Annotated in this window: 19 protein-coding genes and 1 tRNA gene; 11 read left to right on the top strand and 9 right to left on the bottom strand. The window is 52.4% G+C overall.

What is annotated here, in order from left to right; genetic code table 11:
* Positions 1 to 2 precede the first annotated feature (2 nt).
* The 3 genes from PHN51_11445 to PHN51_11435 are packed head-to-tail and all read right to left on the bottom strand — an operon-like array spanning position 3 to position 2,675.
* Positions 3 to 827, bottom strand: coding sequence for an ABC transporter ATP-binding protein (locus PHN51_11445; GenBank protein ID MDD2819391.1), 825 nt, complete (start codon positions 825 to 827; stop codon positions 3 to 5).
* Positions 828 to 851: 24 nt separating this feature from the next.
* Positions 852 to 1,766, bottom strand: coding sequence for an ABC transporter permease (locus tag PHN51_11440; protein MDD2819390.1), 915 nt, complete (start codon positions 1,764 to 1,766; stop codon positions 852 to 854).
* A 12-nt stretch (positions 1,767 to 1,778) separates the two neighbouring features.
* On the bottom strand, positions 1,779 to 2,675 hold the full coding sequence (locus PHN51_11435) for a sulfotransferase (GenBank protein ID MDD2819389.1): 897 nt from the start codon (positions 2,673 to 2,675) through the stop codon (positions 1,779 to 1,781).
* Positions 2,676 to 2,763: 88 nt separating this feature from the next.
* On the opposite strand from PHN51_11435, the gene PHN51_11430 reads away from it, so the two are divergent.
* Positions 2,764 to 5,007 carry a bifunctional glycosyltransferase family 2 protein/CDP-glycerol:glycerophosphate glycerophosphotransferase gene (locus tag PHN51_11430; protein ID MDD2819388.1) on the top strand — a complete coding sequence of 748 codons (2,244 nt, stop codon included), beginning with the start codon at positions 2,764 to 2,766 and terminating at the stop codon, positions 5,005 to 5,007.
* Here PHN51_11430 and PHN51_11425 read toward each other — a convergent pair.
* Positions 4,979 to 6,664 carry a sulfatase gene (locus PHN51_11425; GenBank protein ID MDD2819387.1) on the bottom strand — a complete coding sequence of 562 codons (1,686 nt, stop codon included), beginning with the start codon at positions 6,662 to 6,664 and terminating at the stop codon, positions 4,979 to 4,981. The two genes, PHN51_11430 and PHN51_11425, sit on opposite strands and share 29 nt — an antisense overlap.
* A 173-nt stretch (positions 6,665 to 6,837) precedes the next feature.
* Here PHN51_11425 and PHN51_11420 point away from each other — a divergent pair, with 173 nt between their 5' ends.
* Together PHN51_11420 and PHN51_11415 are read left to right on the top strand one after the other, a co-directional pair.
* Complete coding sequence (locus tag PHN51_11420; GenBank protein MDD2819386.1) at positions 6,838 to 8,874, top strand: acyltransferase family protein; 2,037 nt, start codon at positions 6,838 to 6,840, stop codon at positions 8,872 to 8,874.
* Positions 8,875 to 8,929: 55 nt separating this feature from the next.
* A complete protein-coding gene (locus PHN51_11415; protein ID MDD2819385.1) occupies positions 8,930 to 9,328 on the top strand; it encodes a DUF2237 domain-containing protein in 399 nt (132 codons plus the stop codon).
* Positions 9,329 to 9,407: 79 nt separating this feature from the next.
* Here PHN51_11415 and PHN51_11410 read toward each other — a convergent pair.
* Positions 9,408 to 9,478 (bottom strand) — tRNA-Gly (locus PHN51_11410).
* A gap of 60 nt (positions 9,479 to 9,538) precedes the next feature.
* Here PHN51_11410 and arfB point away from each other — a divergent pair.
* On the top strand, positions 9,539 to 9,967 hold the full coding sequence (gene arfB, locus PHN51_11405) for an alternative ribosome rescue aminoacyl-tRNA hydrolase ArfB (GenBank protein ID MDD2819384.1): 429 nt from the start codon (positions 9,539 to 9,541) through the stop codon (positions 9,965 to 9,967).
* On the opposite strand, the gene PHN51_11400 is transcribed toward arfB, so the two are convergent.
* Positions 9,968 to 10,438 carry a hypothetical protein gene (locus PHN51_11400; protein ID MDD2819383.1) on the bottom strand — a complete coding sequence of 157 codons (471 nt, stop codon included), beginning with the start codon at positions 10,436 to 10,438 and terminating at the stop codon, positions 9,968 to 9,970.
* Between the two features lie 145 nt (positions 10,439 to 10,583).
* Between PHN51_11400 and dcd the strand changes: the two genes are divergently transcribed.
* From dcd to clpB, 6 genes are all read left to right on the top strand, one after another.
* Positions 10,584 to 11,159: a dCTP deaminase gene (dcd, locus tag PHN51_11395; GenBank protein MDD2819382.1), complete on the top strand. Its 576-nt coding sequence runs from the start codon at positions 10,584 to 10,586 to the stop codon at positions 11,157 to 11,159.
* Between the two features lie 233 nt (positions 11,160 to 11,392).
* The gene (gene dnaK, locus PHN51_11390) at positions 11,393 to 13,219 is read left to right on the top strand and encodes a molecular chaperone DnaK (protein ID MDD2819381.1); all 1,827 of its coding nucleotides are present in this window, start codon (positions 11,393 to 11,395) and stop codon (positions 13,217 to 13,219) included.
* Positions 13,216 to 13,773, top strand: a complete 558-nt coding sequence (gene grpE, locus PHN51_11385) for a nucleotide exchange factor GrpE (GenBank protein MDD2819380.1) — start codon at positions 13,216 to 13,218, stop codon at positions 13,771 to 13,773. The genes dnaK and grpE overlap by 4 nt, the downstream gene beginning before the upstream one ends.
* A 13-nt stretch (positions 13,774 to 13,786) precedes the next feature.
* Positions 13,787 to 14,941 carry a molecular chaperone DnaJ gene (dnaJ, locus tag PHN51_11380; GenBank protein MDD2819379.1) on the top strand — a complete coding sequence of 385 codons (1,155 nt, stop codon included), beginning with the start codon at positions 13,787 to 13,789 and terminating at the stop codon, positions 14,939 to 14,941.
* A 1-nt stretch (position 14,942) separates the two neighbouring features.
* Positions 14,943 to 15,287, top strand: coding sequence for a MerR family transcriptional regulator (locus PHN51_11375; GenBank protein MDD2819378.1), 345 nt, complete (start codon positions 14,943 to 14,945; stop codon positions 15,285 to 15,287).
* A gap of 12 nt (positions 15,288 to 15,299) precedes the next feature.
* Entirely contained in the window at positions 15,300 to 17,879 is a 2,580-nt protein-coding gene (gene clpB, locus PHN51_11370) for an ATP-dependent chaperone ClpB (protein MDD2819377.1), read from the top strand.
* Here the strand turns inward: clpB and PHN51_11365 are convergent.
* On the bottom strand, positions 17,869 to 19,044 hold the full coding sequence (locus PHN51_11365) for an aminotransferase class I/II-fold pyridoxal phosphate-dependent enzyme (protein ID MDD2819376.1): 1,176 nt from the start codon (positions 19,042 to 19,044) through the stop codon (positions 17,869 to 17,871). The two genes, clpB and PHN51_11365, sit on opposite strands and share 11 nt — an antisense overlap.
* Positions 19,045 to 19,060: 16 nt before the next feature.
* Entirely contained in the window at positions 19,061 to 20,464 is a 1,404-nt protein-coding gene (locus PHN51_11360; GenBank protein ID MDD2819375.1) for a serine protease, read from the bottom strand.
* A 59-nt stretch (positions 20,465 to 20,523) separates the two neighbouring features.
* Between PHN51_11360 and pyrE the strand changes: the two genes are divergently transcribed.
* Positions 20,524 to 21,066 (top strand): orotate phosphoribosyltransferase, encoded by a 543-nt coding sequence (gene pyrE / locus PHN51_11355; protein ID MDD2819374.1) that lies wholly within the window; start codon positions 20,524 to 20,526, stop codon positions 21,064 to 21,066.
* 9 nt (positions 21,067 to 21,075) lie between these two features.
* On the opposite strand, the gene PHN51_11350 is transcribed toward pyrE, so the two are convergent.
* Positions 21,076 to 21,735 (bottom strand): VTT domain-containing protein, encoded by a 660-nt coding sequence (locus PHN51_11350; GenBank protein MDD2819373.1) that lies wholly within the window; start codon positions 21,733 to 21,735, stop codon positions 21,076 to 21,078.
* Positions 21,736 to 21,752: the final 17 nt, after the last annotated feature.

The raw sequence follows: 21,752 nt of genomic DNA, 5'->3' as shown, positions 1-21,752 counted from the left end.
CGTTACATGTCATTCATGGTTGCACTGGTCTTCTTGACATGCACAAAATCTGTGTAGGCATCGACTACTTCTTCAGGATTGCCGCGCATCATCAATTTTCCATGATCCAGCCAGATACATTCAGTGCTCATATTGATGATTGTTCGCAGCGCGTGCGAGATCAGTAACATCGTGCTTGAGTTATCAACGAGCTCCTGCATGCGTGCCGTGGCTTTTTCTTTGAAGACCGCATCTCCCGTTGATAGTGCTTCGTCAATCAAGAGAATATCTGGATCAAGGTGCACCGCAACGCTAAATGCAAGACGAGCACCCATGCCTGATGAGTAGGTGTTCATTGGCATATCAATGAAGTCACCCAAGCCGGCAAATTCTGCGATGCGCTCGTATCGATCTTCAAGTTCGTCTTTGGTAAGCCCTGCGGCAAGACCACCGAGAATTACATTCTCACGACCGGTGAGTGCCCGATTAAAGCCAACGCCGAGGGAAAGCAGAGTGCTGGTGCGACCAACCACTTCAATGCGGCCTTGGGTTGGCGGCACGATGCCCGCGATTGCTCGCATGAGGGTACTTTTTCCCGCACCGTTATGACCGACGATTCCAAGTACTGAGCCTCGGTTCACATCAAAGGACACGTTTTTGAGTGCTTCAACTGTTTTGACGGAGCGCTTTCCTCGGCCAAGGCGCACGATTGCCTGCTTGAGCGTTGGCTTCTTCTCGAAGGTAGTTCGATACGTGACATCGAGTTCTCGAACTGAAATCGCGATTTCATCAGAGATCGACCGGTCAGGAGCAACAGGAATAGTTGCGCCAGTTTCTTCATCAATCATCGTTGCCTCCTTTCCAAGTTCTCATTAAATCCGCACCGCAAATTCACGTTCTCGCGACATAAAGAAGAATACGCCGATGAACAATGACGCGAATGCCCAAGCTGCAGATCCCAGCCACCAAGACAACGGCGGAATAGTGCCTTCCACCAACGTCTGACTCCAAATACCGAGCAGTGGGTACAGCGGATTCAAAATTTCCAGTTTCAGCATCCAAGGCTTCATCTGGTCTGCGTAGTAGAGCACGGGAGACAGGTACAACCAGATGCGAGTTGCGTATGGGAGCAGCTGTGTGGTGTCGCGGAAATAAATCTGCACGGATGCCATCAGTGCAGATAGGCCGGCTGCGAAAATGAAGATCAGCAACAACGCTGGAATCGCCATGAACATAATTGGCGTGAAATGAATCGTGTTGAGTTCTTCGCAAACTCCGGTTACGGCATCGCATGCTTGTGAGTGCGTGCCGAAGTAGTCAAAGTAAATGAAGAAGGCAAGCAAAATGATGAGTGACGGGACAAACCTGAAGAATGCGGTTCGCAATGCCGAAAAGGGAAGCAGCAGGAGTGGGAAAGCAGTGTTCAACACCAAATTGCCACCCTTGGTTACCGAGGTAGCGCCGTTAGACATCACTGCCTGAATGAAGTTAAAGGCAAAAAGGCCAGCGAGTAAGTGCATAAAGAAATTCGGGCCGGCATTGCCGCCACGAATCACACTGACAAGTAGGAAATACACGCCGGCGTTAAGTGCGGGACCGATAACTAACCAGAACTGTCCAAAAAAGGTATTGGTGTGGGCCGAACGCATCGAGGCCCGTGACAACTCAACTGCAAAGTGGCGACGATTCCAAAGGTTCTTGAAATATGGCGCCAAGCGAGGCAAACCTGCGCGGTGTGGCAGGAAAACCTGAACCGGGCGCGTTTCCGCGGGAGTTGGAGAGCTCATGACCTAGGCAGTCTATGACTCAAGCGGAATCTGAACGCCTTGAGCCCGAAGACGTTCAACCATTTCCCCGTAGACCCGGTCGATTTCCTTCGTGGTTTCTGCATCAAACTGTGTACGCCAGCGGCCCACATTCGCATTCTGGGCATTAACTGTCTCGTTAAACCAGGCCTTCATGCCTGGGTCAACAGGAACATCAATGAAGTCACAGATGAGTTGCAGAGTGTTATCGCGATCTCGATCAACAAGGTCAAGCATGTCAACGATGATGCAGCGACCTGGTCGACTGGCCAAGGTCGCCTGATGGATCAGCAATGAACGTTTTTCCCACTGACGAAGTGAAGCAAAGATTTCGTTTGGGCCAAAGGTTTGTGCAACGAAGGATGCAGCAACATCTCGACCGTCGCGGATCATTGAAATGACCTGTGAATCGGGATAGATGGGTTCGATTTGCTCTGAGATTCGCGAATTTGCGGGAGTGGTGTCCACCCAGCGGCGGCCTTCTGCCTTGGCTGCCACCTTGCGCATGATCGCGTAAGTGAAAGTCCGTGAAGCTGCTACCGGATCGCGCCCAAAATCATCGAGGTAGGACTTGCCCAGTGCATCGACTTCTTCAATAGAAATGGAGGTATGCAGACCAATCTTGGCCGCTCGCCAGAACCAAAGCGTTTTCGTGCGTTCTAGGCAGAATTTGGCCTCAGAATTAGCTTTTCGGCGGGACATCCAGCCACCACGCGTCATGGTGAGCGCCTCGGCAACGCCGTGGTCATTGGCCAGAAAACGGATCTCAGGGGGATCCGTCAAAAAGAGATCGGGATGCTGCCCAAGGAGCTGACCTGTGATGGTTGAGCCGCTACGGCCGGTACCACCAACGAGAACGGGATTTAAGCAATCTGAGCCGCCTGAATTCACCTGTTGACCCTACTACAGCGCGGCTTTTTTCCTCCCCAAAGTTTCGTGCGTGGGAGAGTCGCAAAGACACCGCCTATTCTCATCACCTATGGCGTTCTTCTCCATCATCGTTCCGGTCTACAACGTGCAGTCATACCTGCGCGCTGCAGTGGAATCTGTGCTTGAGCAGGACTTCGAAGATTTTGAGGTCGTCATCGTTGATGACTGCACGCCAGACCACAGTGGTCAGATTGCAGATGACCTTGCGCGCGCGGATTCACGGGTGCGTGTTCTTCACTTGGACAAGAACGTTGGTCTTGGTCAGGCGCGTAACACAGGCGTGGAAGCCGCTCACGGTGACTACATCTTGTTCCTTGACGGGGATGACACATTTGCCCCAGGTTCACTCAAGGCGATTTCGGAAAAACTTCAACGAAATCAGCTCCCAGAAATTTTGATCTACAACTACTCACGCGTGTGGTGGGACGGCAAGGAAGCCGTGAGCTGGGGCGCCGAACTCCTAGCGAATCTTTCAGTTGGATCATTTAGGCCTCAGGATCATCGACGCTTATTCAATCTGCTTCCAATTGCTTGCAACAAGGCTTATCGCAGAGATTTCTTGCAGGCACTTGGTGTGCAATTTCCAGCAGGTCTCTATGAAGACATTTCTTACACGTACGCAGTACTCCTCAATGCGCAGCGTGCTGTTTCGTTAAATCGCGTGGTGCTGCTTTATCGCCAGCGACGCTCAGGCGGCAACATTCTTGGGACGCCTAGTCCTCGGCATTTTGATGTATTTGCGCAGTACGACCGCGTGTTTGTTGAAGCAGACCGCGCAGACGTAAGTGATGGAATGCGTAAACATTTGTACGACATCATGGTGAATCACTACGTCACCATCATTCGTCACCGTGGTCGGATTGCAAAGTCAGAACGGAAACGTTTCTTTGCGGCTGCCTCGGAATCATCCAGAAAGCACTATCCAAAAAATTCCGATGAGCACGGTAAAAATCTTCCGAGCAACATTCGAGGAAAACTCTTTCGCAATAACTCGTACACGACATTCAAGTTGTATAGCTGGGTAGATGAGCGCCGCGTACCTACCCGTCGCTTCTTAGGCAAGATCTACTGGCCAGTTCGCCGTACTGTGCGCAAAGTCCGTGCAGTTGGGCGCCTTTGGTACGGCTTCTTCCGCATGTTGCCCATCAAAAAAAATGTTGTGGTGTTCTCTGAATATTGGGGAACTGGTTATGGTTGTAATCCGCGTGCAATTTATGAAGCGATGCCTCTGCATGCACCGAATCTCACTGCTGTGTGGGTGATTGAGAAAGACAAGGTCGGAAAGTTGCCGACAGGCGTGAAGCATGTAGCGCCGAATACTTTGAGGCAGTGGGCTGTCTTTGCTCGTGCGAAATTCTTTGTGAACAATGTGAATTTCCCCGGTGCATTTAAGAAACGGCCAGGTCAAATAGTCATACAGACAATGCACGGCACGCCATTGAAGTACTGCGGTTTGGATGTCATGAACAACGCAGTGGCAAGTTCGGCAATCGATCCAAAGCGGGTAGCTCCTCGCAAGGGTGACCAAGTAGTAGCCCTTGATCCTTCGCGCAGTCGCCAAGAGTTTGCTGACCTGTTACGCAGAAGCGATAATTGGGATTACGCGATCAGTTCCAACGCATACTCAACCGAAATGTGGGGCCATGCCTACCCATGTCAGTACACCTGGCTTGAAGTGGGTTATCCGCGCAATGACGTGCTTGTGAATGCTGGTCCGGATGAGATTGCCACTGCGCGAAATCGGATCGGAGTTCAGTCGAGTCAGAAAGTCGTTCTCTATGCGCCTACGTACCGAGATGTCGAGGGCGACAGTTCCCTTCGTATTAACTTCGAAGAACTCATCGACAATGTTGATGACTCTTATGTTTTTATCTTGCGCGCGCACCACACCACGAATTTGGGCCCCAAAGTAAAAGAACTCGTCAGCACAGGTCGAGTTATCGATGGGTCAGCGTTCCCATCGATCACTGATTGCTACCTGGCTGCTGATGTACTTATCACTGACTATTCGTCTGTGATGTTCGACTACGCGGTGCTTAATCGACCAATCGTGATCTTTGCTGATGATTGGGAAGCGTACGGTGATGCGCGAGGAACATACTTTGATCTCCTGGCCACTCCTCCTGGCGCTGTTGCAACGAATCAAGCCCAGATCAATGCGATTTTCAAGGATGAAACCTTTAGTTCTTCTGAAAGCAATGAACGACTACGAGCGTTTCGTGCTCGTTTTTGTGAGTTTGATCAGGGAACTGCAGCGCAACAAGTTATTGAACGAGTGATGTTGCAGAAGTAGTTGGCGTTGGTGTCGCAGTAGCGGAAACCGAAGGTGTTGGCGTTGGTTCACCGGTTACCTGAGGAAATGGCAAGATTGATGTCCCGTTCGGCATCGCATCGGCAATGCGGCAGGTCGCTGCTTTGCAATGAATCATTGCTTGTAACTGCGCATGTAATTGAGCCACGATCGCTGGATTTGTCGATGCTTGCACGTTGTGCATTTCGAATGGGTCCGACTTGAGGTCGTATAGCTCAACATCGTTGTTGCGGTACTCAATATAGAGCCAGTGCTCACTTCGTAGCGCATGAAATGGTGGCGCAGTTACGGGTGAGTAATCGGGATCACCGGGCAACGTGCGGCTGAGGTTTTCAGTCAAGGTTGCCGTACGCCAGGAGACATCCTTTTCTCCGCGCAGAAGAGGCGAAAGGTCACGCCCATCAACATATGAAGGTGTGCGAGCGCCAAACACTGAGCTGATCGTTGGGCCTAGATCCACCATTGATGTGACCTGAGAGATAACGGCACCCTTTGAAATGCCGGGTCCAATAAAGATGGCAGGAACAACCGAGTCTTCTTTGAACGCTGTTTGCTTCCCAGTCTTCAGTCGATGAACTCCTGCGTGGTAGCCATTGTCAGAAGTAACGATGATTAACGTGTCATCAGCGTGACCCGTGGCCTCCAGTTGAGCCTTCAGGGCCACATACGTATCAGCAATTGATTCTGTTGATCGAAGTCGGTTCTGCCAAAGCCGATCTAAATTATTGACTCGCTTGGAATTCAGCACATCATGTGAGGCCAGCCAGCCCACCTCATTGGTGCCTGGTGAGTTGAAGGAAGGTGTTCGTGGAACCGTTCCCGTGGAATACGCAGTTGCGTACTTAGCATCAAAGGGTGCGGGGGTATGCGGGTTGTATGAAGAGAATTCCAAAAAGAATGGGGCCTTCACGGTTTTCAGGTAGTTCTTGGCATTTCGGACGAGCACGGCATTCATATAGTCCGCTGGTTTATGCCCGTAATCCTTGAGTGTGCCATTCTCGTTCAAGGTGTAATCGAATCCTTGGTAAGCCTGATTCTTTGATGTTGAGGTTACGAAGTAGTCGTAGCCTGGCGGGATATACGTTGGTGTTGGGGTGTTATTCGGAAAGCCATTGAGGTACTTACCTATCAGGGCTGTCTCAACGTCAGACTTTTGTAACCACGTTGGTAGGCAGTCATCTTCTAGACCTCGTGCTTGAAATTTTTCCCAACCGCCGCCGGTCGCCGGGATATTTGAGATGACTCGGTGGTTATGGACATATTGCGCACGCATGAAGGAGGTGCGAGATGGGCAGCACAGTGAATTGGTTACGACGAAATTTGAAAGCGTTGTGCCTTCTTTCTTCAATGCAGCCAATCGTGGCACTTCATCAAATGTCGGCCAGTCCAAGTCGTCAGCCAAAATCATGACGACATTCTTGATGTCAGACAGCGATCCCTCTGCTGGCGCAATCACAGGTGCTGACGTTGCATCGGTGCTGGAACCAATTGTCGGAGTGGCGTCTGGTCCGGCCTCACCCGCACGTGCGGCCTTTGTCGTGCCCATCAAGATCAACGCAAACACAGCCAAGACAACGCCGATGGTGACCAAGGTGGCAGTCGTGAGTTCGATCCGCTTTCGGCCGTGTACTTCGGTCAAGATTGCGCTCCAGGGGAAGGTGAAGGACTGTCCTACAGATAGGTAATGAAGAATACGGCAGGTTTACGGCACCGGCGGACCGCTCGTGGGTGGTGTTGCTCTCGTCCATGTGGCCTAAGAGGCCCCATAGACTTCCGATTCGCCACCGCGGTGAGCTAATTCTGGAGGGTTCAATGGCACAGAGCAGCCAAGCTGAATCCTTACGCTCATCCCAGCAAAATCGCCGCGATGACATCCAGGGCCTGCGCGCGATTGCGGTGGGTACCGTCGTGGCTTTTCATGCTGGTCTTCCCATGCCGGGGGGTTTTCTTGGCGTTGATGTGTTCTTCGTCATTTCTGGTTTTGTGATAACGGCCATGCTTGGCCGGGAATGGGCAAAGAATCAAACCATCCGGTTTTCGACGTTTTATGCACGCAGATTTCGTCGCTTAACTCCAGCACTTGCACTGCTCGTCATTGGTGTTGTGCTGTTGTCTGTATTCATCGCTTCGCCCATGGGCGATCAGCAAGTCGCAGCCCAAACGGGTATAGGTGCCTTGCTATTGAGCGCCAACATCGTGATTGCCAACACCACAGGTGGCTATTTCGACGCTCCCGCAGCAGCGAATCCACTCTTGAATACTTGGTCACTTTCCGTTGAAGAGCAGTTTTATTTGATTTTTCCGCTCGTTCTTTTCCTTGGATGGAAGATGGCGCGCAATCGGGCGACGCGGTTTATGCCCTATGTGTTGGTGGGAATTGTCGGAGTGGTGTCGTTCGCAATTGCCATGCTTGAGGCTGCGGGCCACACCATTCCTTTGCTACCAAGTTGGCTGAGCGGTTTCTACGGACCAACAAGTCGTGCATGGGAGTTTGCTGCCGGTGCCGTGTTGGCTCTCTTCGCGTTCAGAATCGAACCAATAATTTCCAAACGCATCGGTTTCGTTCTCGGTGCACTTGGCATCGCGGGGCTTGCGCTTTCGCTTTACCTTGTGAATGACCAAACAATCTGGCCAGGGCCACTTACGCTTCTTCCGGTTGTCAGCACCATGTGTTTACTTGTTGCCGGTTATGCAGAATCCAATGCCGTGAGTCGTTTCCTTGGGCGCTCACCTTTCGTTCATGTCGGCAATATTTCTTATTCCCTGTACCTCTGGCACTGGCCGTTCATTGTTTTCGCATTGATACTTTGGCCAACCACGCCAGGCATTGCGGTGCTTGCCGCCGCCGCATCTCTCATTCCCTCATTAATGTCGTATCAATGGCTTGAGCAGCCGATTCGCAATCTTCGTGATGTCACCAAGCGCAAGATGACTGTCATCATCACTTGCACAATGGTGCCCCCAATTGTCTTGGCCCTGGGTTTGTGGACGGCGGCTGACAACGGATTTTGGAACACGAGAGTGCAGCAATTCATAGCGACAGTTCAGCCAATGCACGCCGGCAACGCAGAAGGCTGTAACAAGTCAATTGCACCGAGTGACCGCAAAGCCACGAAGTGTGTGTGGAATGCCAATGGCGTTGGAACACCTGTGTATCTCATTGGTGATTCGCACGCAGATCATTTGAGTGAGGCAGTAATCGCTGCAACGAGAGAACTGAACGATCCACTGACGATCGCTACCGCGAATGCATGCCCATTTTTTGACGTGTATTTACATTCAACTGCCGCACCGAAATCCCGGTGCCGTGCGTTTGTGCAAAAAACTTTGACATGGCTCAAGCAACAACCACCTGGAACTGTGATTCTCTCGTCTTCCAGTGTGTATTGGAACTCCAAGGTATTCAGTGCGGGACTCTCGAAAGATTCACTCACCAATGACGTTGTTGCCAAGCGTGCAAGCCTTCAGGCTGGGTTGACCTCTGCGGTAGAGCAACTTGAAGCAAGCGGCCACCGAGTAGTGCTCATCCAAGATGTTCCGTACTTTGCAAAACCTTATGCATCGGACCCACATCAATTCTCTGTGCTGCAGATTGCAAGTGGAGCAAATCTTGGAAGTCAGATGCCGCGCAGTTTCGCGGACCAGAATCAGCAAGCTGCCCGCGAAGCAATTGATGCCGTCGGTGAAAAAACGGGCGCAACGGTGGTGGACCTACGTGATCATTTCTGCCCACAGGATTCATGCACGACCCAATTAGGAACGACTTATCTCTACCGCGATGACGGGCATATCTCGATTGGTGCGGCCAAGGAACTCGCACCGATATTCACTCAAGCCTTACAGCGCTGAAACAGCAAGCAGTGTCGTGCCTGTGGAACGCCTTCTTTATTCATAGACTCACATCATGAGTCAGCGCAATGTGTTCGGAGACGAACTAGAAGTGTGCAGCCTCGAGCCGGTCACAGGGTTTTATCGTGACGGCTACTGCAACACAGGCCCGGAAGATATTGGTTCGCACACCGTATGCACGGTGGTCTCGGCCGAATTTCTTGAGCATCAAAAATCCATCGGTAATGATCTTTCAACACCTATGCCGCAGTTTGGCTTCGCTGGGTTACAGCCGGGGGATCGTTGGGCCGTGTGTGCTGGACGTTGGTGGCAAGCCTTTGAAGATGGCATCAAGGCACCAGTGGTGCTTCAGGCAACCAATGAAGCTGCGCTAGAAATCATCCCGAGCTGGGCGTTGCGTGAATGCATGGCTGATGTGCCAAACGATTTGTCGGAACTCCTTGGCGACGAATAGCGTGCCGAGGCCTCTCCTGCGGAGCGGGCGACGGGATCCGTCACTACGTTCCTCCCGATTCGAAAGGCCTCTCCTGCGGAGCGGGCGACGGGAATCGAACCCGCATATCCAGCTTGGGAAGCTGGTGTTCTACCACTGAACTACGCCCGCGAAGGTACTCAATTACTTTAGCGGTTTTCAATTGTCAGCGTTCTGCTCCATGCTTATGGAATGGCAGACGACCTCGTCATTCGTGGGGCTGTGGTGATTCCGCAGGCCGAGTTGGTCGTGAAATTTTCCCGCTCGTCCGGCCCTGGCGGACAGGGGGTCAACACAGCGGATTCGCGTGTGCAGCTCAGCTATGACATTGCTAAATCCCTAAGCCTGCCCGAATACCTACGCCAACGAGCATTGAAAAATTTGAAGTCGAAGTTAGTAGACGGCTGCATCACCATTACGGCCTCAGAGCAACGGTCTCAATTACAAAACCGAAGAGCGGCTGAACAGCGCTTGGCTCAACTTCTGCGTGAAGCAATTGCGCCGCCGGCGCGTACACGCAAGGCAACCCGGCCCACAAAGGGATCAGTTGAACGCAGACTCAACTCGAAGAAGTCGCGAGGTGAAACAAAACGTTTGCGAAGTTCCAAGGAACACGACTAGTTAATCGGCAAGTGTGTGAAGTTGCCTGCCCAGCGTTTCAAAGGCTTGAAGTGATTGATCCAAATCATATTTCGCACGAAATGCTTCAAAGAGTGAGAGCTTTGGCTGCAATATTGGTTGAACTTTTTCAAGACTTGTCATCGCATGTGAGTAGGCGATGTCGAACGACTTTGCCGCTGTGCGAGCTGCGTCTTTTTGTTTCGCCTTGGCCGCGTGCTGTTGTGCAAGTTTGGCACTTGCCTGAGTTTTCCTTTGAAGAACAGAAAGTTCTTGGTCAACTTGTTTCATAAGTGTGCTCATCTGTGCTTGCTCCGCAAGTGAAAGTCGACTTCCGTAGGTTAAGTAATACGAGTTCAACACGGTTCCAATGGATTGTCGAAAATCGGAAACGCTGGATGAGACTGTTGTCGGATTTAGTTGTGATGCGGCCTGAGCCATAGTCGGAATTATTCCGATGACAAGAAGAGCCATCGGTGCAATAAGTAGGCGTGTTACCCATGAGCGCTTCACACGGCTTGGACGGGTACAGCTGAAGGAAAGTTCCCCGAGAAGCCGCAGGACGGACTCTTTGGCGGGCGTCTGTGCATTAACGGGCGGGGTTAGATAACCTCGTCCCGTGCTGCTTTCAGATGGAGATTTCAAGGCCGAGATCGCTTCGGGTCGCGTTGCTGTTGAGCCTTATGACGAGGCGATGATTCAGCCTTCGAGCATCGACGTGCGCCTGGACCGTTGGTTCCGCGTATTCGAGAACCACAAGTACCCGTTCATTGATCCCAGCACTGAACAGCCAGAGCTCACTCGCCTGATTGAGCCAGAGGGCGACGAGCCTTTTGTGCTGCATCCTGGGGAATTCGTGCTGGGTTCCACCTATGAAGTGGTGTCACTTCCCGATGATTTGGCTGGCCGTCTAGAGGGCAAGTCTTCCCTTGGCCGCTTGGGCTTGCTCACTCACTCGACGGCTGGATTCATTGACCCTGGCTTTTCTGGTCACGTGACCTTGGAATTGGCAAACGTTGCGAACCTGCCGATCCTGTTGTACCCAGGCATGAAGATTGGCCAGCTGTGCCTATTCCGTCTCTCTAGCCCAGCCGAACACCCATATGGCTCAGAAAAGTACGGCTCGCGCTACCAAGGTCAGCGCGGACCAACCCCGAGTCGGTCATTCGCGAATTTCCATCGCACCTCGATCTAGATTCAGCCAGCATGAGCCGCCCTTCGGGGCGGCTTTTGTTTTATGTGATCCAAATCACATAATTTCCAAGAAAAGCCGGGAATGAAAGCTCAGCACTCTGAGTTGTATACATATGAGTCCACTCGACTCAAAGGATCTGATGCAGGACTTGCAACAGACCTTGAGGGCGAGGAAACTAGAAGACATGAACTTCTGACGATCCGGTCAGGTAATAAAGAAGGAGTACGACCACTATGTCCCGTGCAGTAGGTATCGACCTGGGTACAACCAACTCCGTTGTCTCAGTTCTTGAAGGCGGAGAACCCGTCGTCATCGCTAATGCTGAAGGTGCTCGGACCACCCCGTCCGTTGTCGCATTCGCTAAAAACGGCGAGGTGCTCGTTGGTGAAGTTGCCAAGCGCCAAGCTGTGACCAACGTTGATCGCACTATTCGGTCGGTCAAGCGTCACATGGGTACTAACTGGACTGTCGACATTGACGGTAAGGCGTACACCCCCCAGGAAATCAGTGCCCGCACGCTCATGAAGTTGAAGCGCGACGCCGAGGCCTACTTAGGTGAGAACGTCACAGATGCAGTCATCACTGTTCCTGCGTACTTCAGCGATGCTGAACGTCAGGCAACCAAAGAAGCCGGCGAGATTGCAGGTCTGAACGTACTTCGCATCATTAACGAGCCAACATCAGCAGCACTTGCTTATGGTCTTGATAAGGGTGACATCGAACAAACTATCTTGGTCTTCGACCTTGGCGGCGGAACGTTCGACGTTTCACTTCTCGAAATTGGCGACGGTGTTGTTGAAGTCAAGGCAACCAGTGGTGACAACCACCTTGGTGGCGACGACTGGGATAACGCAGTTGTTGACTGGATGGTGACGTCGTTCAAGAACGCACACGGCGTGGACTTGTCGAAAGACAAGATGGCTACGCAGCGTCTTCGTGAAGCGGCTGAAAAGGCAAAGATCGAACTCTCAAGTTCAATGTCGACATCAATCAACTTGCCGTACATCACTGCAAGCACTGAAGGTCCATTGCACTTGGAGGAGACTCTGTCTCGTTCACAGTTCGAGCAGATGACTGCTGACTTGTTGGAACGCACCAAGAAGCCAGTGCGTGCCGTCCTCAAGGATGCTGGCATTGATGTGAAGAACATCGACCAGGTCGTACTTGTTGGTGGATCAACTCGTATGCCAGCAGTGAGCGAATTGGTGAAGGCGGAAACCGGCAAGGAGCCAAATAAGGGTGTTAACCCTGATGAGGTTGTTGCAATCGGAGCAGCTCTTCAGGCTGGTGTACTGAAGGGCGAGGTGAAGGATGTTCTTCTTCTCGATGTGACTCCACTGTCGCTTGGTATTGAAACCAAGGGCGGCGTGATGACCAAGCTCATTGAGCGCAACACCACTATTCCAACAAAGCGTTCAGAAACCTTCACAACTGCTGAAGACAACCAACCATCCGTGTTGATTTCGGTGTACCAAGGTGAGCGCGAGATGGCTGCATACAACAAGCGGCTTGGAACCTTCGAGCTCACAGGTTTGCCACCAGCGCCACGTGGTATCCCTCAGATCGAAGTGACCTTCGACATCGACGCCAACGGCATCGTGCACGTTTCCGCTAAGGACCGCGCAACGAGCAAGGAGCAGTCGATGACCATCTCGGGTGGTTCAGCACTGAGCAAAGACGACATTGATCGCATGATGCGTGATGCAGAAGCACACGCTGATGAAGACAAGGCTCGTCGCGAAGAAGCTGAAGTACGCAACACCGCAGAGTCTCTCGTCTACCAGACTGAAAGGTTCCTGGCAGACAACGCTGACAAGGTGCCAGCAGATGCAAAGGCAAATGTCGACGGCCCACTTGAAGAACTCAAGCAGGCAATCGAGGCCAATGACCTGCCAGCAATGCGTGAAGCTACCGAAAAGGTTGCTCAGGCAAGCCAGGCACTTGGCGCAGCTATGTACGAAGCAACCGCAGCTGCTGATGCGGCAGGTGGCGATGCACAAGCTGACAACGATGACGACGTTGTTGACGCAGAGATCGTTGATGAGGACGAGACCAAGTGAGCAACGACGAAACCGACGAAGTCGGCGTTCGGGTAACCGATAAGCGCCGCATCGATCCGGAGACCTTCGAGGTACGTCAGCAGGAAACTGCTGACGTACCTGAAGAGGGTGCTCAGGTTGAAGGTGACATCAATGAAGTCGAAGCAAAGGTTGCTGAACTCACTGGAGATCTCCAGCGAGTTCACGCTGAATACGCCAACTACCGCAAGCGTGTTGATCGTGACCGCGAAGTCAGTCGAGAAAATGCAATCGGTGGCGTGCTCAACGAGTTGCTTCCGTTGTTAGACGACATCAATCGGGCGCGGGAACATGGCGAACTTGAAGGTGCCTTCAAAACTATTGGTGAGTCACTAGAAGCAACATGTACCAAGCTCGGCCTTGAAACCTTTGGTCAAGCAAATGAACCATTTGATCCAGCAGTGCATGAAGCACTCACGAGTGAATCAAATGACGCTGTTGCAGAACCGACCGTTGTTTCGGTGTACCAAGTTGGTTACCGATACGCAGGAAGAGTGCTTCGCCCAGCTCGGGTAGCCGTAGCTGGAACGGACTAAGCAAGGAAGAATTGTGAATAAGGATTGGCTTGAGAAGGACTTCTATGCCTCATTGGGTGTGAGCAAAGATGCCGCAGCCGATGAGATCAAGAAGAAGTACCGCAAGCTAGCCCGTGAATTGCATCCGGATAAGAATCCAGACAATCCAAAGGCAGAAGAGAAGTTCAAAGAAGTCTCCGAGGCCTATGACGTGTTGTCTGATGCAGATAAGCGTCGGGAGTATGACGAAGCCCGTGCCATGTTTGCATCAGGTGGATTCGGCCCAGGCGGCTATGGCGCAGGTGCACCAGGTGGCGGTTCCTACAACGTCAATATGGATGACCTCTTCGGCGGGCAAGGCGGTGACTTCAGTGATCTCCTCGGCGGCATCTTTAACCGCGGCCGAGGCGGCGCACGTTCACCACAACCACGTCGTGGTGACGATCTGGAAACTGAATTGAATCTCAGTTTCGATGATGCACTCGATGGCGTGACTGTTCCCTTGAATCTGCGCACTGAAGCAGCATGCGATTCATGTCGCGGTACTGGTGCAAAGCCTGGAACGATGCCGCACACCTGTCCAAGTTGTGGTGGGCAAGGTCAGGTGGCTCGCAATGCTGGTGGGTTTGCCTTCCCTGAAACTTGCCCAACATGTCGCGGCCGAGGTCAACTCATTGATGACCCCTGCACCGCATGCCGTGGTGCAGGGCGTGCAATGAAAACACGCACAGTTCAGGCGCGCATCCCAGCAGGTGTGAAAGATGAGGCTCGTATTCGTCTTGCCGGTAAGGGCTCACCCGGCGAGCGTGGCGGACCAGCCGGTGATCTCATGGTGAACATCCACGTGGCATCGCATCCGCTGTTCACGCGCAAGGGCGACAACATCGTCTTCACAGCGCCTGTCACCTTTAGTGAAGCCGCATTGGGGTCACAGATCACTGTGCCAACACCTCGCGATGGCAATGTCACGTTGAAGATTCCTGCGGGAACGACAACAGGCAAAACCTTCCGGGTGAAGGGCAAGGGGATTAAGCGCAAGGATGGCAAGCAGGGAGATGTTCTTGTCACTGTTGAAGTTGCTGTGCCGCAGAAGCTCACCGATGAAGCACGCAAAGCATTAGAAACCTACGCAGGTCTCACCGAGGATCACGACCCTCGTCGAGATCTTATGAATCTGGCAGGGCAGTGAGATGGACCGCTTCCAAGTAGCCGATGACCATCCGGTCTTTGCTATCTCGGTCGCGGCGCAGCTTGCAGCCTTGCATCCGCAGACCCTGCGTCAATATGACCGACTCGGGCTGGTGTCACCAACGCGAGTGGGCGGCCGAAACCGGCTTTATTCTGCGCGCGATATCGCGCGTTTACGAGAGATCGCAGATCTCTCTGCTGAAGGCCTTTCCTTGGAAGGTATTCGACGCATTCTTGTGCTGCAAGAAGAAGTCGAAGGATTACGCAATCAAGTGCGTGAATTCCATAAGGAAAAGTCCTCAACTGCTCTTGTGGTGTGGCGCCCAAATCGTCGCTCCCAGCGATAAGGAAAGCAAACGATGGACATTCAATTCACAACAAAAAGCCAGGATGCCCTTGGCGCTGCTGTGCGAATTGCAGCAGCAAAAGGCAATCCTCAGGTAGAGCCACTTCATGTACTTGATTCTTTGCTTCAGCAGGGTGAAGGCATAGCAAGTGCACTTCTCAATGCTGTAGGTGCAGATGTATCTGGCTTAACTGCACAAGTTCGACAGGCGCTTGATGCACTTCCAAGCGCAAGTGGTTCCTCTGTTTCGTCTCCACAACTCAGTAATGCCACATACAAGGTGCTCAACGCTGCTCAGGATCTCGCCAAAGAACGCGGCGATGAATATGTCAGTACAGAACACCTCCTCATTGGACTTTCCAAAGATGGCGGTGTTGGAGTCAGTGATCGACTCGCTCAGGTTGGTGCAACGCCAGCTGCACTTATTGATGCACTACAAAATGTACGGGGGTCAGCACGCGTGACATCTCAAGATCCAGAACAAACCTTCCAAGCACTAGAAAAGTTTGGTGTTGACCTCACTGCTCGGGCACGCGAGGGAAAAATTGACCCCGTTATTGGTCGGGATGAAGAAGTTCGACGCACGATTCAGGTGCTGTCGCGCCGCACCAAGAACAACCCAGTACTTATTGGTGAACCTGGTGTCGGAAAAACTGCAGTAGTTGAAGGCCTTGCCCGACGCATTGTTGAAGGTGACGTTCCAACGTCATTACAAGGCAAAACTTTGTACTCCCTTGATTTGGGTGCCATGGTTGCTGGAGCGAAGTACCGCGGTGAGTTTGAAGAGCGCTTGAAGGCTGTCCTTGATGAGATCAAGGAATCAGATGGCCAAATCATCACCTTCATCGACGAGCTTCACACCGTTGTTGGCGCCGGAGCTGGCGGTGAAGGCGCGATGGATGCTGGCAACATGCTCAAGCCGATGCTTGCTCGTGGTGAACTTCGCATGATCGGTGCCACCACTCTTGATGAGTACCGCCAATACATTGAGAAAGATGCAGCACTGGAACGTCGTTTCCAGCAAGTGATGGTGAACCAACCATCAGTTGAAGACACGATTGCAATCCTGCGCGGAATCAAAGAGAAGTACGAGGCTCATCACAAGGTGGTCATCTCTGACTCTGCCTTGGTTGCCGCAGCTACGCTTTCTGATCGCTACATCACTGCGCGATTCTTGCCGGACAAAGCAATCGACCTCATGGATGAATCTGCATCTCGCCTTCGCATGGAAATTGACTCGTCTCCAGTAGAGATCGATGTGTTGCAACGCCAAGTGGATCGTCTACGCATGGAAGAGCTTGCGGTCGCCAAGGAAACTGACGATGCATCGAAGGATCGCCTGAAGAAAATCCGCGATGAAATTGCGGATAAAGATGAAGAACTCAAAGGCCTACGCGCTCGTTGGGATGCTGAAAAGGCAGGTCTTGATCGTGTAGGTGAAATTAAGGTACGCATTGATGACCTACGCGCGATCGCGGAACGCGCTCAACGTGAAGGTGACTTCGAGCAAGCTTCTCGAATCCTTTATGCAGAAATCCCAGGCTTGGATGAAGAGCTGGTGCGCGTTTCAAATGAGGCAAATGAGCGCTCGGCTATGGTGAAAGAAGAAGTCACGGCCGACGATATTGCTGAAGTTGTTGCGGCATGGACGGGCATTCCGGCGGGGCGCTTACTTGAAGGTGAAACGCAAAAGCTGCTTCGCATGGAAGAAGAACTCGGCAAGCGAGTCATCGGCCAAAAGGAAGCAGTTCAAGAGGTCAGCGATGCTGTGCGTCGTGCACGCGCGGGCATCTCAGATCCCAACCGTCCAACAGGTTCATTCATGTTCCTTGGTCCAACAGGTGTCGGTAAAACCGAACTCGCCAAGGCTCTTGCTGAGTTCTTGTTTGATGATGAGCGCGCAATGGTGCGTATCGACATGAGCGAATACTCCGAGAAGCATTCGGTTTCGCGGTTAGTTGGTGCCCCACCGGGGTACGTCGGTTATGAAGAAGGCGGGCAGCTCACTGAAGCAGTACGTCGTCGCCCGTACTCGGTTGTACTGCTCGATGAGGTTGAGAAAGCACATCCAGAAGTCTTCGACATCTTGCTACAGGTTCTCGATGACGGTCGCTTAACAGACGGTCAAGGTCGCACGGTTGATTTCCGCAATGTGATCTTGATTCTCACTTCGAACATGGGCAGTCAGTTCCTCATTGAAACTGACGTGCCATTCGAGGAGCGTAAGGAGCAGGTGCTGGCAGTTGTGCGTCAACAATTCCGACCGGAATTCTTGAACCGACTCGATGGCATGATCACGTTCGAGCCACTTGATCGTGCTCAACTGACCAAAGTTGCCGATATTCAGATCGCGGCCCTGCAACAACGTCTTGACGACCGACGCATCACCCTGGATCTTTCAGAAGATGCGAAATTGTGGCTTGTGAATATGGGCTTTGACCCTGCTTACGGTGCTCGACCATTGCGTCGTTTGGTGCAAACCGCCATTGGCGACAAGCTTGCAAAGGTTTTACTCAGTGGTGAAGCCCATGATGGTGACACTGTTCATATCGGAGTTGCGTCAGACGGTTCAGCACTCACTGTCACCGTGTAATCGCTGATGCCATTCGATCGAGTGCCCCTTGAAGCACTGCTGGTTGCTTGCAAAAAGCCCAGCGCACATAAGGGGCACCGATCGAAACATCTGCACAGAAGACTTGGTGGGGAATAGCGACCACTCCGGCCTTAAGTGGGAGCTCTCGGCAAAATTCCAAGCCATTCTCATAGCCAAGTGGGCGTACGTCGGTGGTGATGAAATAGGTGCCCTGTGGAGTGATCACATCAAAGCCAAGATCACGCAATCCGCAACCGAGTAAATCTCGCTTCATGAGTAAATCAGACCGCAGATTCTCAAAGTACGAATCTGGGAATGCAAGGCCTTCGGCGATTGCCCATTGGAATGGTCCGCCAGATACATAGGAAAGATGCTGACGTACGGTTCGCACAGCACCGATGAGGTCAGCTGGTCCGCTTGCCCAGCCAACCTTCCAACCAGTAAATGAAAACGTCTTGCCACCCGAACCCACAGCGATGGTGCGCTCAAACATTCCTGGCAATGTGGCAACTGGAATGTGTCGCGATTCGTCGAACCACAAATGCTCATACGCTTCATCGGAAATCACGATGAGGTCGTGCTTGATGGCTAGATAAGCAACAACTTGAAGTTCTTCGCGCGTGAAGACGGTTCCTGTTGGATTGTGTGGTGAATTCAGCAAGATCACGCGAGTGCGCGCAGTGATCGCAGCTTCGAGTTGTTCAAGGTTGGGCCGCAAACCACTGCTATTCATTGGCACACCAACACGCACACCGTGCGCCATATCAATGATGGCTTCATACACGTCGAACCAAGGTTCAAACATGATGACTTCGTCGCCAGGTTCCATAAGTGCCAGCATGGAAGCAGCGAGAGCCTCTGATGCACCAGTTGTCACGACAACATCGGTATCTGGATCAAGCCCGATCCCATAAAACCGCTGCTGATGGTCAGCGATTGCTGAACGAAGCGCAGGAACCCCGTGCACAGGTGGGTATTGATTCCCGCGACCTTCGGAAATTGCCAGCCATGCTGCGTCTTTAAGTTGCTGTGGGCCGTCTGTATCTGGAAAACCTTGGCCGAGGTTTATTGCGTCGAGCTCTAAAGCGAGCTTTGACATCTCGCCAAAGATTGAAGTTGCGTGACGAGCCATTCGAGGAGCAAGGGGTGGGTTGCGTCGAGCCATTGCAAAACGCTATCGGTTACACACCGATACGAACGAGACGTTCAGGGCCTCGAGCCGAACCAAGTTCATTGCGCGCAATTACGGCACATGTGTAGTCACCTGCCTGGAGACTTTTCACTATCGCCGATCCTTCAATGAGCTTGGCACTGCGACCGGCACCGCCGCTAACGGGCAAACAGGCAACTCGTTCTCCGAGAATTGGAGTTGTGCTTACGGATTTGGTGGCTTTCACGATTACTCGCTGACCTGAGACTTGAGCCTTCTTGATACGTCCAGCATCGGGAACCGCGATTGGTGTTGATGTAAGTGAGTTACTTGCTGCAGACATTCCAGCTGCAGATGATCCTGTCGCAGCTATTGCGTAGGAGGTTCCATTCGCAAGGCCAATGATGTCGCATGATGCTGCACGCCCGTTGGTTGTTGCAGCAGCTGAGCACTGTTGGGTTGTGCTGCCCACAACTGTTGCAGTAAACGAGGCAAAGTTTGCATTTTCAGATTTTTTTGGAAATGTGACTCGCACCCGCTCGTTGAGGGGGGTAAGCGAGAGTTGTGGTGGCGCTGAAATACCTAAAGCGCCAGTACTCGTGAGGAAATCAGTCATCGCAGAAAGTTTCGTGTACACACCGGGATGACGGGTCGCACAGTTAAGTCCCCAACTCACTAAACCAATAAGGCGCTGAGCGTCACCGTCACCTGCAACAAGCGGACCTCCAGAGTCCCCCTTGCAACTATCGATGATTCGCCCTGTCGGTGAGACCCCGATCGCGCATAACATCACCGCAGAGTTGGCCTCCCCTGGTTGATAGGCCAAGAAGGTAATGCCATTGAGTGACGTGTTCTGACCCTGACCGCAGGCTCCCGCCGGTAAAAGAGTGAGTTCACCTACGCGGAACGCATCGGCAAAGGAATTGCCAAAGGAGTTGATCGATCCCCAACCGGCGACCGTGACCTTCGTTCCCGGTTGTTCAAGCACGGAGGCTTCCTCTGCGGCAGTTGGCTTAATCGTCGATATATCGGTGACAGGTGAAGTGAGAGTCAAAACAGCGACATCGTTATCACCGTTACTGATGTTGTAGTTCGGATGCACAGTGATGAGTGAGACCCCAACAGTGCGAATCGAAGGGTCATTGAGTGATCTTCCAAATCCCACGACAACACTCGTTGGCAAATCACGAACCCCTGATTTTTGATCAACCAGGCAATGGGCAGCCGTGACCACGGTGGTGGGTGTCGTCAGTGATCCGCCACAAAACTGGGATTGAAAGACTCCTTGAGAGGCTAGGCGTTGTGTATCAAGCAGCGCCACAAGGAAGCCGAAGGTGCCAGGGGTTGAGGGCGCTCCATTCACGACAGCCCCGGCTGGAGCGGCTATGCCAACTCCGATAGCAAGGGCGATGAAGAGGGTGAGGAACCTGCGCACCTGCCTACGGTATGTCTCCACCAAACTTGGACGTAGCAGGGTTCCCCTAGGATTCATCTGTGCCTTCAGAATCCTGGGAAAAACTTCGTCAGTTGATCATCGAACGTGCCGTGGTGCACGGCAAGGTCATCCTTTCGAGCGGCAAAGAGGCTGACTATTACGTCGACCTTCGTCGCGTCACATTAGATGGCGAGGCCGCCCCTCTCGTGGGTGCCGTGATGAATGAGCTCACCGCTGATCTCAACTACGACGCCGTGGGCGGGCTGACCCTCGGCGCGGATCCAGTTGCCACAGCGATGCTTCACGATGCAGCTCGCAACGGCAAGGTCCTTGATGCATTTGTAGTGCGCAAGGAAGGCAAGGCTCACGGCTTGCAGCGTCGCATTGAAGGCCCGGATGTTGCCGGTAGAAACGTGCTTGCAGTTGAAGACACATCGACCACTGGTGGTTCTGTGCTGACAGCAGTGGAAGCGCTCGATGAAGTTGGCGCAAAGACGATCGCAGTTGCAGTGATTGTTGACCGTGGTGCAGGTCCGAAGGTTATTGATGCAGGCTACGAATACCGCGCTGCGTATTCACTTTCAGACCTTGGTCTTGCTTAACAACAATCGTTAAGCGCGGTGTTGCCGCTTGTGACGAATAAATTCGATCACAATCGGAATCACACTGATAAGAACAATCAAGATCAACACCTTTTCGATGTTGTTTTTGATGATGTCTATGTCTCCTAGGAAGTACCCTGCGATGGTCACCAGGCCAGCCCACAACACCGCACCGATCGTGCTGTAGATGAAGTATTCACGAAAGTTCATGCGACCAATTCCCGCAACTGCGGTAATGAAGGTACGCACAATAGGGACGAAGCGAGCCAGGATGATGGCTCGTGCTCCGTATTTCTCAAAGAACGTATGTGTCTTGTCGACGTATTCCTTGCGGAAGAGTTTTGAGTCCGGTTTCTTGAAAAGCGCTGGGCCTGCCTTGTAGCCGATCCAATAACCCGTGAGGTTGCCAACGATCGCAACGATGATTAGCAAGATCACTGCAACCCAGATGTTCATGCTGATAATGCCGCTGGCAATACATAGGCCAGTGATGAAGAGAAGTGAGTCACCTGGAAGGAAGAAGCCCAGAAGAATGCCGCATTCGGCAAAAATGATCGCGAGCACTACCCAGAACGCCACATCACCAAGATTGTTGATGAGCTGTTGAGGATCCATCCAGCTTGGACCAAGGGCTTGTACGGACGCTGCGGCTGCCATCACGAGATTCACCCCTGCAGGCTATCGTC

It is taken from the genome of Candidatus Nanopelagicales bacterium (genome assembly GCA_028687755.1).
In the GTDB taxonomy this organism is placed as follows: Bacteria; Actinomycetota; Actinomycetes; order S36-B12; family S36-B12; genus UBA11398.
The sequence above is the reverse complement of the archived record's forward strand: the minus strand, read 5'-3'. Positions and strand labels throughout refer to the sequence as shown.